17 protein-coding genes and 1 pseudogene are annotated in these 18,578 nt (G+C 35.7%); all 18 read left to right on the forward strand.

Annotated elements, in window-relative coordinates; translation table 11 throughout:
• Positions 1-118: 118 nt before the first annotated feature.
• The 18 genes and pseudogenes from rnmV to RTL21_RS17885 all read left to right on the forward strand — a co-directional run bounded on the left by rnmV (position 119) and on the right by RTL21_RS17885 (position 18,463).
• Positions 119-679 (forward strand): ribonuclease M5, encoded by a 561-nt coding sequence (rnmV, locus tag RTL21_RS17800; protein ID WP_312097757.1) that lies wholly within the window; start codon positions 119-121, stop codon positions 677-679.
• On the forward strand, positions 672-1,553 hold the full coding sequence (gene rsmA, locus RTL21_RS17805) for a 16S rRNA (adenine(1518)-N(6)/adenine(1519)-N(6))-dimethyltransferase RsmA (RefSeq protein ID WP_312097759.1): 882 nt from the start codon (positions 672-674) through the stop codon (positions 1,551-1,553). Before rnmV ends, rsmA begins: the two co-directional genes overlap by 8 nt.
• Before the next feature lie 286 nt (positions 1,554-1,839).
• Entirely contained in the window at positions 1,840-2,724 is an 885-nt protein-coding gene (gene yabG / locus RTL21_RS17810; protein ID WP_312097761.1) for a sporulation peptidase YabG, read from the forward strand.
• Between the two features lie 317 nt (positions 2,725-3,041).
• A complete protein-coding gene (gene veg / locus RTL21_RS17815) occupies positions 3,042-3,305 on the forward strand; it encodes a biofilm formation stimulator Veg (protein WP_016204729.1) in 264 nt (87 codons plus the stop codon).
• A 199-nt stretch (positions 3,306-3,504) separates the two neighbouring features.
• Positions 3,505-3,687, forward strand: coding sequence for a small, acid-soluble spore protein, alpha/beta type (locus RTL21_RS17820; RefSeq protein WP_312097765.1), 183 nt, complete (start codon positions 3,505-3,507; stop codon positions 3,685-3,687).
• Positions 3,688-4,096: 409 nt separating this feature from the next.
• On the forward strand, positions 4,097-4,966 hold the full coding sequence (gene ispE / locus RTL21_RS17825) for a 4-(cytidine 5'-diphospho)-2-C-methyl-D-erythritol kinase (RefSeq protein ID WP_312097833.1): 870 nt from the start codon (positions 4,097-4,099) through the stop codon (positions 4,964-4,966).
• Positions 4,967-5,021: 55 nt separating this feature from the next.
• Positions 5,022-5,843: a pur operon repressor gene (gene purR, locus RTL21_RS17830; RefSeq protein WP_312097767.1), complete on the forward strand. Its 822-nt coding sequence runs from the start codon at positions 5,022-5,024 to the stop codon at positions 5,841-5,843.
• A 21-nt stretch (positions 5,844-5,864) separates the two neighbouring features.
• A complete protein-coding gene (locus RTL21_RS17835) occupies positions 5,865-6,239 on the forward strand; it encodes a RidA family protein (protein ID WP_312097768.1) in 375 nt (124 codons plus the stop codon).
• 183 nt (positions 6,240-6,422) lie between these two features.
• Complete coding sequence (gene spoVG / locus RTL21_RS17840) at positions 6,423-6,713, forward strand: septation regulator SpoVG (RefSeq protein WP_026574035.1); 291 nt, start codon at positions 6,423-6,425, stop codon at positions 6,711-6,713.
• Positions 6,714-7,263: 550 nt separating this feature from the next.
• Positions 7,264-8,617, forward strand: a pseudogene (gene glmU / locus RTL21_RS17845) (bifunctional UDP-N-acetylglucosamine diphosphorylase/glucosamine-1-phosphate N-acetyltransferase GlmU).
• 83 nt (positions 8,618-8,700) lie between these two features.
• Positions 8,701-9,657, forward strand: coding sequence for a ribose-phosphate diphosphokinase (locus RTL21_RS17850; protein ID WP_312097771.1), 957 nt, complete (start codon positions 8,701-8,703; stop codon positions 9,655-9,657).
• 173 nt (positions 9,658-9,830) lie between these two features.
• The gene (locus RTL21_RS17855; protein WP_312097773.1) at positions 9,831-10,472 is read left to right on the forward strand and encodes a 50S ribosomal protein L25/general stress protein Ctc; all 642 of its coding nucleotides are present in this window, start codon (positions 9,831-9,833) and stop codon (positions 10,470-10,472) included.
• A 161-nt stretch (positions 10,473-10,633) separates the two neighbouring features.
• Positions 10,634-11,197, forward strand: coding sequence for an aminoacyl-tRNA hydrolase (pth, locus tag RTL21_RS17860; RefSeq protein WP_312097775.1), 564 nt, complete (start codon positions 10,634-10,636; stop codon positions 11,195-11,197).
• 96 nt (positions 11,198-11,293) lie between these two features.
• A complete protein-coding gene (fin, locus tag RTL21_RS17865) occupies positions 11,294-11,524 on the forward strand; it encodes an anti-sigma-F factor Fin (RefSeq protein ID WP_312097777.1) in 231 nt (76 codons plus the stop codon).
• A 430-nt stretch (positions 11,525-11,954) separates the two neighbouring features.
• On the forward strand, positions 11,955-15,494 hold the full coding sequence (gene mfd, locus RTL21_RS17870) for a transcription-repair coupling factor (protein ID WP_312097779.1): 3,540 nt from the start codon (positions 11,955-11,957) through the stop codon (positions 15,492-15,494).
• A 731-nt stretch (positions 15,495-16,225) separates the two neighbouring features.
• Positions 16,226-16,762 (forward strand): stage V sporulation protein T, encoded by a 537-nt coding sequence (gene spoVT / locus RTL21_RS17875; protein ID WP_312097835.1) that lies wholly within the window; start codon positions 16,226-16,228, stop codon positions 16,760-16,762.
• A gap of 220 nt (positions 16,763-16,982) precedes the next feature.
• Positions 16,983-17,363, forward strand: coding sequence for a GntR family transcriptional regulator (locus RTL21_RS17880; RefSeq protein ID WP_312097781.1), 381 nt, complete (start codon positions 16,983-16,985; stop codon positions 17,361-17,363).
• A 2-nt stretch (positions 17,364-17,365) separates the two neighbouring features.
• A complete protein-coding gene (locus RTL21_RS17885) occupies positions 17,366-18,463 on the forward strand; it encodes a DUF1648 domain-containing protein (RefSeq protein ID WP_312097783.1) in 1,098 nt (365 codons plus the stop codon).
• The last annotated feature ends 115 nt before the right edge of the window (positions 18,464-18,578 follow it).

The raw sequence follows: 18,578 nt of genomic DNA on the forward strand, positions 1-18,578 counted from the left end.
ATATTAGCTATAATGATAGTGATTATAAATTTTTCTCTCTCTGTATATATAGACGATTCATGTTACAATTATGTTTCATTTTTTTTTCAAATTTTATAATTATTTTTTTGGAGGTTCCATGAAGATTAAAGAAATAATAGTAGTGGAAGGACGAGATGACACAACTGCTATTAAACGAGCGGTTAATGCAGATACAATTGAAACAAACGGTTCAGCAATTAATCAAGAAACATTGGATAAAATAAAGCTAGCACAAAAAACTAGGGGAGTTATTGTATTAACCGACCCAGACTATCCTGGTCAAAAAATTCGTCATACAATTGAACAGCATATTCCTGATTGTAAGCATGCCTTTATCCCGAAAGAACTTGCTATTCATAAGCATGGGAAAGGTGTTGGGGTGGAACACGCATCGATAGAAGCAATTAGAGAGGCATTAAAAGATGCTCACCTTATGCAGGAAGCCATAACAGAAGAAATTACAAAAGAAGATTTAATAGATGCTGGACTAATTGGTGGTGCCACCTCGAAGGAGCGCAGAGAGCACTTAGGCAGATTGCTTAAAATTGGGTATACAAATGGGAAGCAGCTTTATAAGAGATTATTGATGTTTCATATTACGAAAGAAGAGTTTGCGCAAGCCATTAAGGAAATACGCCAGGAGGATAAGAATGTATAAAGATATAGCAACGCCAGCAAGAACAAGAGCAATCCTAGATAAGTATGGTTTTTCTTTTAAGAAAAGCTTAGGACAGAATTTTTTAATCGATACAAACATTTTGCGAAATATTGTCGATCATGCACAACTGACAGAAGAATCTGGTGCAATAGAAGTTGGCCCTGGAATTGGAGCGTTAACAGAACAACTAGCAAAACGGAGCAAAAAGGTAGTTGCCTATGAAATTGACCAACGTCTACTACCGATTTTAAAGGAAACGCTTGAGCCATATCCACATGCGAAAATTATTCATCAGGATATTTTAAAAGCAAATGTAAAGGAAATGTTAGACACTGAGTTTAAAGATATACAGGATATTATGCTCGTGGCTAATTTGCCTTATTATGTGACAACACCAATTATTATGAAGATTTTAGAAGAAAAACTTCCTTTAAGAGGAATTGTTGTCATGCTTCAAAAAGAGGTAGCGGAACGCATTTCTGCTAAACCAGGGACGAAGGAATATGGATCCCTTTCTATAGCTATTCAGTATTATACGAAACCGGAAGTAGTCATGATTGTTCCGAAAACAGTCTTTGTTCCACAACCAAATGTAGATTCAGCTGTCATTCGGCTAACTATTAGAGAAACACCGTCCGTTTCGGTGAAAGATGAAGACTTTTTCTTTAAGGTGACAAGGGCGAGCTTTGCACAAAGAAGAAAGACTATTTTAAACAATCTATCCAGCCAATTAGAGGGTGGAAAAGAAAAAAAGGCAGAGATTATTGAAGCGCTAGAGGAAGCGAATATCGAGCCATCTAGACGGGGAGAATCGCTGTCTATCGAAGAGTTTGCGAAGTTAAGTGATGTGCTGTATGAAAAGTTTAGTTTATAATGGCCATAAATAGGTGTACAGATTATTTTCTCTTTCCTAAAGAATAAACAGGAAAGAGAAAATTTCTGTACATCTTTTTTAGGTTTCTTATAAATTTTTTAAATCCTGAACGGTCTGAATAATAGGCATAGTTAGTTAACAGGATCAAACTCTCCAGAATTTATGTTTCCATTCTTCTTTTTTGAATTGCTCACAACTTTATAGACAGATGCATATTTTATCAGAGATAGATATTGAATACTACTAACCACTCAGAAACGTGTTTGGGTTAATTGGAGTGACGACAGTGACTATAAACATCATGGATATCGTCGGCAGAGAGTCTTATCATTGTGATCTATTATTTCGAATAATTGATACAAAAGAGGTAAATGGTCAAAAAATCGCCATTCTTTATGGGGAGGATTTTCGTCTAATTGCGGATGCTCCATATGAGGATTTAGTGTTAATCAATCAACCGATGCAACGGAAAATTTCACAAAAGGTCCAGTTGATGGAGGAACAATCTCTCCAATTATTTCGACAAGATGTGAACCTTTTAAGAAGAAAACAGGAGTATCAAGTAACAGAGGTTTATAGCAAACCTTCTAACTATTTTCAACTACCAGGCAAGGTGCTGCATATTGATGGCGATCCAAACTATTTGAAAAAATGTTTACTTTTATATGAAAAAATCGGAATCCCTGTTAACGGGGTACATTGCAATGAAAAAGAGATGCCTAGTAAAATAAGCAGTCTTTTGGATTATTATCGTCCAGATATACTTGTTATCACAGGCCATGACGCTTATTCTAAGGCGTTAGGGGATAAAAATGATATTAATGCATATCGGCATTCTAAATACTTTGTACAGACTGTAAGAGAGGCGAGAAAGAAATTGCCTAATTTGGATCAGTTAGTTATTTTTGCTGGTGCTTGTCAATCCCACTTTGAATCGCTTATTTATGCAGGAGCTAATTTCGCAAGCTCTCCTTCGAGAGTAAATATTCATGCCCTTGATCCTGTTTATATTGTTGCAAAGATTAGTTTTACACCATTTATGGAAAGAGTAAATGTTTGGGATGTATTAAGAAATACTTTAACTGGTGAAAAAGGGCTTGGGGGAATTGAAACAAAAGGGGTTCTTCGAACAGGTATGCCATATCATACGAATCAATCAGAAGAAGTGTAATCAAATGCCACACACAGGATATAACAGAGCCATAAACAGCCTAGAGGAGGGGGATGGCTATTTAGATATCCATCCTGTGTGTTTCCTTTTGATATTGGATTTTCCTCTATAAATTAAACGCTTTTCATGGCAATTAGAAAAAAATTGAACTTTTCTACATATTTATTCTCACCTCGTGCATACTATCTTTGTTGAAAAATTGGAGAAAAATAAGAATAAAAAATATTGACAACTTCCAAAAAAGACTGTTATAATTTATGTTTTTATTTGACTCTGTTGTGTCAGTATGATATACTTTACACAGTGAGGTGGACCGAATGGCAAAAACATTATCAGATATAAAAAAAGCTCTTGATTCAAATTTAGGAAAAAGGCTTATGCTGAAGGCAAATGGCGGTCGTCGTAAGACAATTGAGCGTTCGGGCGTGTTAGCAGAGACTTATCCATCTGTGTTTGTAGTGGAGTTAGATCAGGATGAAAATGCATTTGAACGTGTATCATACAGCTATGCAGATGTTTTAACAGAAACGGTTCAAATTACCTTCTTTGAGGATACATCAGGACAAATTGCTTTAAGCTAACTATATATCGCTTGAAAGCATTAAGCGGCAGTGAACAATTTGTTTGCTGCTTTTTTCATGGAGAAAAATTAGGATAATCAAAATAAAGCGGATGTAAATGTATAAATAAGCATGGATTTTGGCAACAAATAGATAACATGAAAAACTAGTGATGGTTACATACTAAGCTTACCGTGGGTGATGAAAGGAGAGATTCACTTTGGGTAGACGAAAAGGGATTATGTCTGAAGGATTAAAAGAAGAAATAGCTAAAGAACTTGGTTTCTATGATGTGGTCCAAAACGAGGGCTGGGGCGGTATTCGTGCAAGAGATGCAGGGAATATGGTCAAAAGAGCGATAGAAATAGCACAGCAGAGTCTTCTTACTCAAAATAAAGAATAACTTCATATGTCACTTTACGTCCATCTTATTTGTATTAAATCATAATGGATTTACCCACGGTAACAATAGGATCTATCATTAGCTTATATCTATATTATTGATAAATAGTATAGATATAAGGAATAATGGTAGATCCTTTTATATTCCGTAGTAAAGGTAGAAAGATTCCTGCCTTAAATTGGTGATAAAATATAGGAAAACGCAATCTCTATTGTATGTAATAGAATAATTTGTGGTAAAATCACTATATCCATATAGAAGATTAGATGAGCATCATGCTTGTTAGGTACGGAATAAGGAAAAGATAAAGTTCGTCTAGCCTACTATTATTACCTCCTTTAAGGAAAATCCTCTTTCATTAGTTGGAGGAAAAAAGTAAATGATGAAATTTGTTAAGTGGGTGGAAATATTGAAGCTTTTGGTTAAAGCGCCAGCTAAAATCAATCTGTCATTGGATGTGCTTCATAAGAGGCCAGATGGGTATCATGAAGTAGAAATGATTATGACAACAATTGATTTAGCAGATAGAATCGAGCTAGCACTGCTAGACAGCGATGTAATAAAAATAGTTTCTCTTAATAGATTTGTTCCTGATGACCAAAGAAATCTTGCTTATCAAGCAGCAAATATATTAAAGGAAAAGTTCAATGTAAAAAAAGGTGTAGAAATAAAGATAGAAAAAAATATCCCAGTTGCAGCTGGTCTTGCTGGAGGAAGCAGTGATGCAGCAGCTGTATTACGTGGTCTAAATAAGTTATGGGATTTAGGATTAACATTAGATGAATTGGCAGTCATTGGAGCAGAAATAGGGTCTGATGTGTCTTTTTGCGTATACGGAGGAACAGCACTTGCAACTGGAAGAGGGGAAATCATTAAAGAGTTGCCAACACCGCCAGTTTGTTGGGTTATTTTAGCGAAACCATTTATCGGTGTATCAACAGCTGATATTTATAAAAGACTAGATGTAGAGACAATTGAGCATCCGAATACGGGAAAAATGATCGAGGCGATTTCCTCGAAGGATTATGATCTAATGTGTAAGAATGTAGGGAATGTACTAGAAAATGTCACTTTATCCTTATATCCTGAGGTTGCCCAAATCAAAGAACAAATTTGTAAGTTTGGAGCAGACGCGGTTCTTATGAGTGGGAGCGGTCCTACCGTTTTCGGATTAATACAACATGATTCGAGAATGAATCGTGTTTACAATGGATTAAGAGGATTTTGTGATCAAGTATTTGCTGTCCGAATGATTGGACACAGGCATACCCTTGATTAAATCCGTATGATAATGTAAAATTGTCCTTAAATATTCGGATTTTGGGGGTTCTATTATGAAGTTTCGTCGGAGTGAACGTTTAATAGACATGACGAATTACTTGTTGGAGCATCCTAGGCAGTTAGTATCTCTTTCTTATTTTGCAGAAAAGTACAGTTCAGCCAAGTCGTCGATAAGCGAAGATTTGGCTATTATTAAGGAGACGTTTGAGCAAAGAGGAATAGGTACTTTACATACATTGCCAGGAGCAGCCGGCGGAGTAAAGTATCAAGTAAGAGTCAGTGAAGAGGAAGCAAAACCATTTGTAGATGAGCTTTGTGATTTAATTAAGAGTCCGGAAAGACTTTTGCCAGGTGGATATCTATATATGAATGATATACTGGGGAACACAGCTATCGTGCAAAAAGTAGGCAGGCTTTTTGCCTCAGCCTTTGCTGATACGGATATTGATGTAGTTATGACAGTTGCTACAAAGGGAATTCCTTTGGCATATGCAGTAGGAAATTATTTAAACGTTCCTGTTGTAATGGTTAGAAGAGATAGTAAAGTAACAGAAGGTTCCACAGTAAGTATTAATTACGTGTCTGGTTCTACTAAAAGAATTCAAACAATGCTACTGTCCAAAAGAAGTTTGGAAGACGGTTCAAAAGTTTTGATCGTGGATGATTTTATGAAAGCTGGTGGTACCATCAATGGTATGATTAGCTTATTAGAGGAATTCAATGCAAGTGTTGCCGGAATAGCGGTATTAGTGGAAGCGGAGGAAGCGGAAGAAAGATTAGTAGATGATTATTTATCACTAGTCAAACTTTCAGGCGTTGATGTGAAGGAAAAGAAAATTTCTGTGAAAAATGGTAATTATTTTGACAAAAAATAAATCTTAGGGGGGAAGAAACAAATGAAAGTTGTTCAAACAAGTAATGCACCAGCAGCTATCGGGCCATATTCTCAAGGAATTGTTGTTAATAATCTATTTTTCAGTTCTGGTCAAATTCCTTTAACAGCAGAAGGAACCCTAATAGAAGGGGACGTTCAAACACAGACGCATCAAGTATTTAAGAATTTATCCGCTGTTTTAAAAGAAGCGGGAGCATCGTTTGAAACGGTTGTGAAAGCGACTGTATTTATTAAAGATATGGAAGACTTTCAAGCAATCAATGAAGTATACGGGGAATATTTCTCTACTCATAAGCCTGCTCGTTCTTGTGTGGAGGTAGCGAGACTTCCTAAAGATGTATTAGTTGAAATTGAAGTGATCGCTCTTTGTAAATAAGTTGCTTCATGGAGGGAAATAGTCGAAGATTAAGCGAAAAAATGAGGATTTTATCACTTTTCGGCAATTTTTCTTTATTTTATCCGAAATATTCTAAAAAATTTCGCCTTTTAAGAAGGAGTTATGAAAATTCTGTTGAATTTAATAACTAGATTTTATCTTCTAGTAAAGGTGGTGAACAGGATGGAAGTAACTGATGTAAGGCTACGCCGAGTTAATACGGATGGACGAATGAGAGCTATTGCCTCTATTACACTAGATAATGAATTTGTTGTTCACGATATTAGGGTAATTGATGGAAATAATGGATTGTTTGTAGCGATGCCTAGTAAACGAACACCGGATGGTGAATTTAGAGATATTGCTCATCCAATTAACTCTGGAACAAGAGGGAAAATCCAGGAAGCAGTTTTGGCAGAATACCACCGCCTGGGTGAATTAGAAATTGAATTTGAAGAAGCTGGAGCTTCCTAAAAATAATCTGCAGCTAGAGCCTACTTCCTAAGAGTAAGGCTCTTTTTTTGCCCTTCAAAAAATAAACGGATTCTAGAGGCAAAATAATAATTGCAGAAAGCAAAGTATGTATGATTTACAAATAATCACGATAACATTCGCAAAAATCCTTTTTTGTATTTCTCTCCTATTTACCCCTTAATTTTCCAATGAAAACCACTTTTACTTTTAGTATCATAAAATAGTTAAGAAAAAATTTTTCTAAGATGAGTGGATAGTAAGAACCCTATTTCAAAGTATAAGCAAAAAACAGGAATTTACATGAGGGACAATCACCACTATAGCCTATCAACTAACACGTAGTGGAAGATAGATTGGTATTTCGCTTTCTTTGTTGTAATTCGATTATGCCAAGTTTTAAGCAGCTCATTGTAGTGGAGAAAAGGTAAATGTTACAATTAAAAAACACCTTTTATAAAGAAGCATACATAAAATGTGAATCATTCCTTGAAATCAAGAGGTATTTAAGATATATTTTTTAGTGGATAAAAAGGTTATTGGAGGCCTGTGAATGACAACTCGTTACGCAGTGATTTTAGCCGCTGGACAGGGAACTAGAATGAAGTCGAAACTTTATAAAGTGCTTCATCCTGTTTGTGGAAAACCGATGGTACAGCACGTTGTAGATCAAGTAGAAAAGCTACAAGTGGATTCAATCGTAACAGTAATTGGCCACGGTTCAGAAAAAGTAAAAGCACAGCTTGGTGATAGTGTAAATTATGTATATCAACAAGAACAGCTTGGAACGGCACATGCAGTAATACAAGCAAAGGATATTCTTGGAGATAAAGAGGGAGTGACACTTGTGATATGTGGAGATACACCACTTATGACCAGTGAGACAATAGAAGCACTCTTTTTACAGCATGAGAAAATGGGAGCGAAGGCAACTATTTTAACGGCAAACGCTAGCAAGCCAGATGGTTATGGCAGAATTATTCGTAACCAAATGGGAGTAGTAGAAAAAATAGTAGAACACAAGGATGCAACAGAAGCGGAAAGAAAAATAACTGAAATCAATACAGGTACCTATGTATTTGATAATACTTTGTTATTTCAGGCACTAAATAATGTTTCAAACGAAAATGTGCAAGGTGAATATTATTTGCCAGATGTTATTGAGATTTTAAAGCAGCAGGGAGAAACAGTTAGTGCATTCCAAACAGTTGATTTCGATGAAACAATTGGTGTGAATGATCGTGTTGCTTTATCAGAAGCAGAAGCAATTATGAGAAAACGTATCAATGAACAGCATATGCGCAATGGAGTAACGATTATTGATCCGTTAAATACGTATATTGAAGCAGATGTAACGATTAAAGAAGATACTGTTATATACCCAGGGAGTATTCTTAAAGGTGCGACTATCATAGGCTCAGATTGTATCATTGGTCCAAGTACTGAAATAAATAATTGTGTTGTTGGAAATAATACGGCTATCAAACAGTCTGTCGCACATGATAGCAGCATTGGTTCTGATGTGAATATTGGACCGTTTGCTCATATTCGTCCAGCATCTACTATTGATGATGAAGTAAAGATCGGAAATTTTGTTGAAATTAAGAACATTTGGAAAAGGAAGTAAAGCATCTCACTTAAGTTATATTGGAGATGCGAGTGTTGGTAGTGATGTAAATATTGGCTGTGGTACAATCACGGTTAATTATGATGGCGAAAATAAGTTTATGACTACGATAGAGGATGGCGCATTTATTGGCTGTAATTCCAATTTAATTGCTCCTGTCACAATAGGTAAGGGCGCTTATATTGCAGCAGGATCTACCATTACAGATGATGTTCCTTCTGAGGCACTTTCTATTGCCCGTGCCCGTCAAGTCAATAAAGAGAATTACAAGCGTAAATAATTAAGTTAGAGAAGAATAATTACTTTTTATTTCATGTTTCATTCTTCGTACTATTAGTGGAAAAAGACCAGTGGAGGTTCAGCATGTCAGTTAAGAATTTAGATCCAAATTTGAAGGTATTCAGTTTAAACTCTAATCCAGCATTAGCTCAGGAAATTGCCGAGTCAATTGGAGTAGAATTAGGAAAATGTTCTGTGACACGTTTTAGCGATGGAGAAATTCAAATTAATATTGAAGAGAGTATCCGTGGTTGTGATGTTTATGTTATTCAGTCAACTAGTGCACCAGTGAACGAACATATTATGGAATTGTTAATTATGATTGACGCATTAAAACGTGCATCTGCTAAGACGATTAACCTAGTAATTCCGTATTATGGTTATGCTAGACAAGATAGAAAAGCAAGAGCACGTGAACCAATTACAGCAAAATTAGTAGCCAATTTACTAGAAACTGCTGGAGCTACTCGTGTTATTACATTAGACTTGCATGCACCGCAAATTCAAGGCTTCTTCGATATTCCGATTGATCACTTAATGGGTGTACCAATCCTTGGTAACTATTTTAGCCAGCGTGAATTCGATGGAGAGCTTGTGATTGTTTCTCCAGATCATGGCGGCGTTACAAGAGCAAGAAAGCTTGCAGAACGATTAAAAGCGCCAATTGCTATTATTGATAAAAGACGTCCAAAACCAAATGTGGCGGAAGTAATGAACATTGTTGGTAACATTGAAGGCAAAATTGCTATCCTTATCGATGATATCATTGATACAGCTGGAACTATTACACTTGGAGCAAATGCTCTTGCTGAAAATGGTGCGAAAGAGGTTTATGCATGCTGTACACACCCTGTACTATCAGGACCTGCAATGGAGAGAATTAATAATTCTAAAATTAAAGAGCTAGTTGTAACAAACTCTATTGAACTTGGAGATAAGAAGCTTTCAGGAAATGTTATTCAATTATCCGTTGCTGATTTATTAGGTGAAGCTATTTTACGTGTTCACCAAGACCAGTCGGTAAGTTTCTTGTTTGATTGATAGATCTAATAACTTAACTTTTTTAATCAGTCGCTTGTCTTTAGGCAGGCGACTATTAATATTTGCGGTTTTTCTCAAAAGAGAAAGGAATTCTTTTTATGTTTAAATTTCTTCCGTTTAGGGCATTTTTTATATAAGAGTGCTTATTTGAAAAAATAATGGAAGGTGACATAATGACGACAACATTACAGGCAAAAAAGCGTACGACGGACAAACATTCAAGTATAACGAAATTAAGAAATGACGGAGAAATTCCAGGAATTGTTTATGGATCAAAAGTAGAAAATACTGCGATTTCTTTGAGTGAGGCTAATTTCTTGAAAACGATTCGTGAGGTTGGAAGAAACGGCGTTATTTCGCTGGATATTGATGGGGAAACCCATAATGTCGTTTTAAATGAATATGATTCCGATCCAATTAAGCGATCCATATTGCATGTGGACTTTTTGGCAGTTGATTTATCAAAAGCTATCAGTGCACCAGTGAAAGTATCGCTAGTTGGTGAAGCAGCTGGAGTGAAAGATGGCGGAGTCATGCAACAGGCACTACATGAAGTAACTGTAACAGCAAAGCCTAATGATATACCACCTAGTATTGATATTGACGTAACAGATCTGCAAGTAGGAGATACGATTACTGTCGGAGATGTTAAGGGTTATGGTAAAATAGAAATTAATCATGAAACAGAAGAAGTAATAGCTTCGATTCTTGCACCAAGACAGGAAGAAGAAATTAGTACAGGAGAACAACAAGAAGAAGGAATGCCTGATAATGTGGAAGGTAGAGAAACAGAGCCAGATACAACAGAAGAGTAATCCAATCCATACAAGTGAATTCTCCCTGTACATTTTTAGAAAGTACGTTTTCTAAAAAGCACTAGCAAGAAAAGAAGGTTTGTCCGATAAGTATTCTATTGGTCAAACCTTTTTCTTGTATGGCTTATATAGTAGTGATAACAAAAAGCAGGGGGATTGTAATGAAATTAATCGTGGGACTTGGGAATCCAGGAAAGCAATATGATAGAACAAGACATAATATAGGATTTGAAGTAATAGACTTTTTATCAAACCATTACAATATTCCTTTAGATAAAGCGAAATTTAAAGGGAATTTTGGCATTGGGAATATTGGTGGAGAAAAAGTAATTTTATTAAAGCCACTTACATATATGAATCTTTCAGGAGAGTCGATTCGTCCTATTATGGATTACTATAATTTAGAGCCAGAGGATTTAGTGGTCATTTATGATGATTTAGACTTGCCGGTTGGAAAAATACGACTTCGTCAAAAGGGAAGTTCGGGCGGACATAATGGGATTAAATCAACCATTCTTCATGTTGGTACAGAAAAATTTAATCGCATAAGAGTTGGGATTGATCGTCCTAATAATGGAATGAAAGTTGTTGATTATGTCCTAGGGAAATTTACAAAAGAAGAAACGGACATATTAGAAGGTACCATCAAGAAATGTGCAGATGCATGTGCGCATTGGACAGAGGAACCTTTTTTGCAAGTAATGAATAAATATAATATCCAGTAAGATATATCATTCCATTCCTGTTTAATTCGGTTATATTTGCCTCCGAATAGGTTAATACTAGCATTATATTTAATGTACTAGTAAGGAGGTTTAGGAATGGCTATACACTATCATTGTAGACATTGTGGTGTGCATATAGGTTCAATTGATACAGAATCAGTAGAAACCAATCGATTAGGATTTGATCATTTAACAGATGAAGATCGATCTGACATGATTCAATATCATCAAACAGGAGATATTGAGGTAAAATCTATATGTGAAGATTGCCAAGAGTCGTTGTCCAAAAATCCCGGTTACTATGAAAATGATTATTTGATTCATTAGAAAAATGTGCAAACAAGCTGTCTGTTTTTAATTCGGAAAAAAGCTTTGGAATAATCCAAAGCATTTTTCCGTTGTCTGTATATATGTTTTCTTTTGTGTAGCAGGAATATAGGCAAGATATCTCGTATATAACAACATAAAGGAGTATTTTCTCCATTTTTTTAATAAAGCTGCTTTTATGAGCATAGAGAGGTCTGCTTAAGGGGTATTTTTGAAAGAAGTATATAGATAATGTCTTTTTATTAGAACTAAATAGATTGCAATCATAAATATTTCATGTAAGATAGGAACAAATTATTAGGAATTGCTTATCCTTAAAGATAAAGAGGGCTAGTAAGCTAGTATACGACTTCACTAAAATGCATGAACAAACTAGCTCTGCACCACTTGTTATTGGTGCTTTTGCTTTTGGAATGGGAGGGAAAGTTTTTTGTTAGGGCTAAAAGAGTTATTTAAACAGCAAGAAGATATACAAAATGTCATTTCTGGATTAGAGGCTGGATTACATGAGCAATTAGTTTCAGGTCTTTCCAATTCAGCACGTACTTTATATATGACTTCTATTTATGAAAGAACAAAGAAACCGTTATTGATAGTGACGCATAATTTATTGCAGGCACAAAAGCTATATGACGATATTACGAATATAGTGGACGAAAAGGAAGTTTTTCTATACCCGGCAAATGAATTAATTGCGGCTGAGATTAGTATTGCAAGTCCAGAGCTTAAAGCGCAGCGTATAGAGGTATTGAACTACTGGGCCAAGAAAAAATCGGGGATTATGATTGTGCCAGTAGCGGGTCTAAGAAAGCTGCTTCCTCCGAAAAAATTGTGGAAAGAAGCACAGCTAAAGCTTTCGGTAGGGCAAGACCTTGATTTAGATGCATTTTTATTAAAGCTTGTTCATATGGGATATATGCGCGCGGAGATGGTATCCTCACCAGGAGAATTTAGTGTGCGTGGGGGAATTTTAGATATTTATCCATTAACAGAAGAGGATCCGCTCCGTATTGAACTATTTGATACAGAAATTGATTCGATTCGAGCTTTCTCCCTTGAGGATCAACGCTCAAAGGAAAAGAAGGAAAGCGTTAGCATAGGACCGGCTACAGAAATTCTTTATGATGAGAAAGCGGTTGATGAACTGCTAAGCAAGCTGGAAAAGGGATTAGCCCAAAGTTTAAAAAAAATAAAAGATGACACGACTAAAACATTACTTACGCAAAATATAAGCAGAGAAATCGAACAGCTAAGAAATGGCCAAAAGCCTGAACAATTATATAAATACTTATCCATTCTTTATGGAGAACATGTCAGTTTAATAGATTATTTACCGACTAATGGCTTTTTAATTATCGATGAAATTAGTAGAGTGCAAGAAATGAACGACACGCTGGAGAAGGAAGAGGCTGATTGGTATACGAGCTTATTAGGCGAGGGAGAGATTATTCATGGATTAACCTTATCCCAAAGCATCAATCATCTTTTACATCAAGCAAGACAGCCGATTGTTTATTTATCTTTATTTTTGCGACATGTGCCAAATACTAATCCGCAAAATATAGTCAATGTTTCTTGTAAACAAATGCAAAATTTCCATGGCCAAATGAATGTTTTAAAAACAGAAATGGAAAGATGGAAAAAGAATCATTATACAGTCGTAATGCTTGGTAATAGTGCGGAACGGTTAGAAAAGTTAGAGCAAGTACTGCAGGATTACGATATGGAAGTAATGATTCAAAAGAATGCTAAGAAGGTTACTGAAGGCAAAATTCAGCTGCTAGAAGGGCATCTTCAGTCAGGATTCGAGCTTCCTATTTTAAAACTAGCTGTTATAACGGAAGAAGAATTATTTAAGACAAAAACAAAAAAAATCTCTAAAAGAAGACAAAAGTTATCAAATGCAGAGCGAATAAAAAGCTATTCTGAATTAAATGTTGGTGACTATGTTGTTCATGTTAATCATGGGATTGGTAAATATCTTGGAATTGAAACACTTCAAATAAATGGAGTACACAAGGATTATTTACATTTGCGATATCAAGGAAATGATAAGCTATACGTTCCGGTTGAACAAATAGATTTAGTACAAAAATATGTAGGATCAGAGAGCAAAGAGCCGAAAATATACAAATTAGGCGGAAATGATTGGAAGAGGGTAAAGAAAAAGGTAGAATCTTCTGTTCAAGATATAGCGGATGATCTTATTAAGCTATACGCGGAAAGAGAAGCTTCTGTTGGTTATGGATTCTCTCCAGATGGAGAAATGCAGCGGGAATTTGAGTCAGCATTTGCTTATCAGGAAACTGAGGATCAATTGCGTTCCATTCATGAGATTAAAAAAGATATGGAAAGAGAAAGACCAATGGATCGCCTTCTTTGCGGAGATGTAGGTTATGGGAAAACAGAAGTTGCCATCCGTGCAGCTTTTAAAGCAATAGCTGACGGAAAGCAAGTTGCCTTCTTAGTACCAACGACAATCTTGGCTCAACAGCACTATGAGACGTTGAGAGAACGTTTCCAAGATTATCCGATTGAAATTGGCCTATTAAGTAGATTCCGGACGAGAAAACAGCAAAATGATACAATAAAAGGGCTTAAAGCTGGAACAATTGATATTGTTGTGGGAACTCATCGCATACTATCAAAGGATATTACCTATCGAGATTTAGGTTTATTGATTATTGATGAAGAGCAACGTTTTGGGGTAACGCATAAGGAGAAAATTAAACAGTTAAAAACAAATGTGGATGTGTTGACATTAACAGCAACACCGATTCCAAGAACGCTCCATATGTCTATGCTAGGTGTACGGGATTTATCTGTTATCGAAACACCTCCAGAAAATAGATTCCCTATCCAAACCTATGTGATGGAATATAACGGTGGACTTGTAAGAGAAGCGATTGAAAGAGAGCTTGCGAGAAATGGGCAGATTTATTTCCTTTATAACCGTGTAGAAGACATTGAAAGAAAAGCAGAAGAGATTTCTATGTTAGTCCCTGATGCGAGGGTTACCTATGCGCATGGTAAAATGACGGAAAACGAATTAGAATCAGTAATGCTTGGGTTTTTAGAAGGAGAATACGATGTTTTAGTAAGTACAACAATTATTGAAACAGGGGTAGATATTCCGAATGTAAATACATTAATCGTCCAAGATGCAGATCGTATGGGGCTATCGCAGCTCTATCAGTTAAGGGGAAGAGTCGGGCGTTCCAATCGAGTAGCCTATGCATATTTTACGTATAAGAAGGATAAAGTCTTAACAGAAGTTGCAGAAAAAAGACTACAGGCAATTAAAGAATTTACAGAATTAGGATCTGGTTTTAAAATTGCCATGCGCGATTTAACGATTCGTGGAGCTGGAAACCTTCTCGGCGCTCAACAGCATGGATTTATTGATTCTGTCGGATTTGATTTATACTCTCAAATGCTAAAAGAAGCAATTGAAGAGAGAAAAGGAACGATAGATGAAGAACAAAAACAGGCAATTGAAATTGATTTAGATATAGATGCCTATATTCCTGAGTTTTATATCCAGGATGGACAGCAAAAGATTGAAATGTATAAAAGATTTAGAGGCGTTACAAGCTTAGAGGATATGGAAGAACTAAGAGAAGAAATAATTGACCGTTTTGGAGACTATCCAGAGGAAGTTGCATATCTTTTCAAGATCACAGAAATGAAAATTTATGGAAAACGAGCGGGAGTAGAATTAATAAAACAAACGAAGGATGAAGTTCTGATTCTATTATCGGAACAAGGAAGCGATCGAATGGATGGCCAAAAAATATTTGAGAAGAGTTCCAAATACGGCAGAATGATCGGCCTTGGCATGGAAGGAAGGAAACTAAAAATGATCTTCCACGTTAAAGGTGTAGAAAAGGACAAATGGCTTAGTGCTTGTCATGAAATGGTAGAAGCATTGAGTACCTTTAAGAAAGAGCCAGAGGAAGTTACTAAATAATGATTGGGAAGCTCTCTATTAGAGAGCTTCTCCGTTTGTCGACAAAAAGATTTTTTAAAAGTTAAATTAAATTTTTATGCGTTGCTTGGAGCGGATAGGTGAGACTCCTGTGGAATTAGCGAGACAGGTGAGACCCTGGCCAAATAGGCAGACCGCGGCTCAGCGCGAGCCCCACGGAAAGCGAACCCTTGAAGCGGAAAGCAACAACTTATTCGAAGAGCTTAATAAATATACTTTAAATGGAACGTCCGTTTCTAAAATTTAGGGGTTTGTCTACAGTCTGAAGCTCTCTATTAAGAGAGCTTTTTTTCATTCCTAAATTTTCAAAAGAAATTGCCAAAAGGCAATGTTTAATAAGGAGGGACAAGGGTATAAACAAATATAGATAAAGGATAAGAGTAGTTTTTCATTCAGGCTGCGGGTATAACAACAAACTTTGCAAAAAAAAGTCTTCATTAAATGACATCTAAGTTAAGCACTTAAATAGATAAATGGTTTTATCCTCCATATAAGGAGGGGAGATTCTCGCTAATTAAGGATATGGTAAATATTTTTCCTTGGTGAAATATTCTCCAAGGAAAATAAAGCTACCTAGAGAAAATTTTACATGATTAATGTATAGAACTTACCATATGAAAGATACTATGTTTAAATATGGTGAACATTTCATGTATAGTGAGAATGCATTCACCAATTTAAAAAATCATCTGATGAAAGTGAGGCAACACGGAATGAAAGCAACTGGAATTGTGCGTCGAATCGATGATTTGGGTCGTGTCGTTATCCCAAAAGAAATCAGAAGAACATTACGAATTCGTGAAGGTGATCCATTAGAGATTTTTGTTGATCGAGATGGAGAAGTGATTTTAAAAAAATATTCACCAATTAGTGAGTTAAGTGATTTTGCTAAAGAGTATGCCGAAGCTCTCTATGATAGTTTAGGAAATGCTGTGTTAATTTGTGATAGAGATTCGTACATTGCTGTTTCAGGTGGATCGAAGAAGGATTATTTAAATAAAAATATTAGTAATATAGTGGAAAAGGCAATGGAAGACAGAGGATCTATCATAATGAATCAACAAGACCAAGTATCCTTAGTAGATGGTACGACGGAAGCTATTTCTGCTTATACAATTGGTCCGATTATTGCTAATGGAGATCCAATTGGAGCAGTTGTCATTTTTTCAAAAGAAGACTCCCTTGGTGATGTAGAGAAAAAGGCTGTAGAGACTGCGGCAGGATTTTTAGCTCGCCAAATGGAATCATAATTGCTTGCATAGCATTTTTTTACTAATCCATAAATGTTCAAAAAAGTCGACAATCTCGGAAAAGAGGTTGTCGACTTTTTTTGGTATTTCTTTTTCGTAAAAAATAAGCGCTTAATCTTACTATAGCTACCAATGGTTTTAATGAAAATTAAATATTGTTCTATTCAAGATAGAACAATATTTGTTATAATAAGTATATAACAGTTTGAGGTGGACGATTATGTATATACAAATAAATCCTGATATAGAAATGCCAATTTATGAACAGCTTACGATGCAAATTATGATAGGGATAATAAGGAAAGATTTGCAGAATGGAGATACACTGCCTTCTGTTCGGTCCTTAGCCGCTGATTTAGGTGTAAATATGCATACTGTAAATAAAAGTTACCATGAATTAGAAAATAAGGGGCTTATTGAAATAATTCCTAAATCAGGTGCAATTATTCGGACCACCAATAGGAAACCATCGGAAGAAGAGCAGGACAGGATAGAAAATAGCTTAAAGCCAATTGTAGTTGAGGCATTAGCGCTAGGGATGAATGAAGAAGAACTAATAAGTCTCATGCAATCAATTATTCAAAAATGGAAGGGGAAATAGAAATGGAAGTACTTATTTTTATTATTATGATGTTATTTACTGTCTTACTTCAAGCTGCTATCCCTTTTTTAATCAGAAAAACAATTGCATTTGGTATTACAGTTCCAGATGCACAAATAAAGCATCCTCAAATTTTGACCTATAAAAAACGATATTCTCTCTTGGTGTTGGTTCCCTCTATTATTAGTATGATCGCCTATTGTATCTGGCAAGCAGCCAGTAATCCCCAAGCCGATCAAGTTGCAATTATTGGGACATTTCTACTTTTTGTAATCTTAATTTGGAGCATTAGCCTGTATTTTTATTTTCATGGAAAAATGCTTGGCTTAAAAGGAAAAAATAAGTGGGAAGAGAAGTTAAAAGAAGTGAATGTAACAGAGCTCGGGATTAGACAGAAGGATGAAATGCTTCCATGGTATGTATTTGTTATTCCCATGATTATTACAGTTGGATTCCTTCTATTTACTGCAACTCAGTATGATGTATTGCCAACAGAAATACCTGTGCACTGGGGAGCCGATGGCAAAGCTGATCGATTTACAGCGAAGACGCCTATCTCTGCTGTATCTATGCTTCTAATTTTACTAACGATGCAGTTTATGTTCTTAGTAATCAATATAGCTACGAAGAAATCAGGCATTAAAATGATTGCCAATAATAAACAAGCATCAAAGCACAGACAGCTAAAGTATCGCAAATATTCTAGCTGGTTTACACTTCTTATGTCAATTACAGTAACTGTTCTCTTTATCATTTTGCAATTAACGACCTTATACAATAATATTTTCAGTGATTACATGCTATTTATTATTCCTCTCCTTATTATGGTTATGATATTAATTAGTACGATTGCATTTACGATCAAGGTGGAAAGGTTAAATCGAGAGTTGGATGGAAAGGAACAAGAAACGCAAGAAATCTCTACTTTTGATGCAGATAGCCATTGGAAGGGCGGATTGTTTTATTTTAATAAAAATGATCCTTCTATTTTTGTAGAAAAGCGATTTGGGATTGGATGGACGATGAACTTTGCCAATCCAATTGGGTATGTGGTTGTCTTTATTCCGTTGCTCATTATTCTCTTTTTGAGTTTTGTATAATGTTCTTTCTCTAATATAGCTGCTTTCCAGGTTTAAATTAATAGGCGCTGGAAAGCAAGTTAATTGATAATAAATGGAAAATGAGGATTTGCCTGTAATCAGGCATCTACATCCT

Source organism: Niallia sp. (assembly GCF_031978665.1).
Lineage (GTDB): Bacteria > Bacillota > Bacilli > Bacillales > Cytobacillaceae > Niallia.